Genomic DNA, 347 nt, shown 5'->3' on the forward strand with positions numbered 1-347 from the left:
TTCCGGAAAGCTATCTGGCTCCACTTGCAGCGGCGGGAGGGGTTCCCGTGCTGTTGCCGCCCCAGCCGACTAACCAGGGGGTGGTGGAACTCCTTGTTGGCCGGTTGGACGGACTCGTTATTCCCGGCGGCTGGGACGTTGACCCTGCCTTGTATGGGCAAGAACCCCACGTAGAGACTGATCCGCCCCGCCCGGCACGTGACGCCTGGGAACAGGCGCTCATACGGGAGGCCCTCCGCCAGGACCTTCCACTGCTGTGCATCTGCCGGGGGAACAATTACTGAACGTGACCCTCGGTGGCACCTTGCATCAGCACCTCCCCGACATTGCAGGTACGGAAAAATACC

Annotated in this window: 1 protein-coding gene; it reads left to right on the plus strand. The window is 62.8% G+C overall.

Features of this window, described 5'->3' with window-relative positions:
* The first annotated feature begins 14 nt into the window (after positions 1-14).
* Positions 15-284: a gamma-glutamyl-gamma-aminobutyrate hydrolase family protein gene (locus tag SB772_RS39540; RefSeq protein WP_410838456.1), complete on the plus strand. Its 270-nt coding sequence runs from the start codon at positions 15-17 to the stop codon at positions 282-284.
* Positions 285-347: the final 63 nt, after the last annotated feature.

It is taken from the genome of Paraburkholderia sp. SIMBA_030 (assembly GCF_046535245.1).
Taxonomy (GTDB): domain Bacteria; phylum Pseudomonadota; class Gammaproteobacteria; order Burkholderiales; family Burkholderiaceae; genus Paraburkholderia.